Below are 266 nucleotides of genomic sequence, written 5' to 3'. Positions count from 1 at the left end.
CGTCTACCCCGACCTGGACGCCGGCAAGCGCACGGCGCACCTGGTGGGTGGCCGCATGGTCGACTACATCGAGATGGAGAAGGACGGCTTCCTCGAACAGCTGGGCGCGCGCGAGTTCCGCAGCGCCGTCGTCGGCGTGGGTTCCTCGCTGGAGGCGGCGGTGCTCATCACCGCAAACCTCGTCGACATGGGCATTTCCTCGATCTGGGTGAAGGCGACGTCCTCCCAGCACGGCCGCATTCTGCGCCGCGTGGGCGCCCACCACG

The 266-nt window shown here is 68.8% G+C and carries 1 protein-coding gene; it reads left to right on the top strand.

Annotated features, from left to right (window positions below; translation table 11 throughout):
• Positions 1 to 266: NAD-binding protein (locus QP415_RS11965; RefSeq protein WP_336620008.1), on the top strand; the 266-nt coding region annotated here is incomplete at both ends.

Source organism: Pauljensenia sp. UMB3104, assembly GCF_030217285.1.
Taxonomy (GTDB): domain Bacteria; phylum Actinomycetota; class Actinomycetes; order Actinomycetales; family Actinomycetaceae; genus Pauljensenia.
This window is presented reverse-complemented; position numbering and strand designations above follow the sequence as displayed.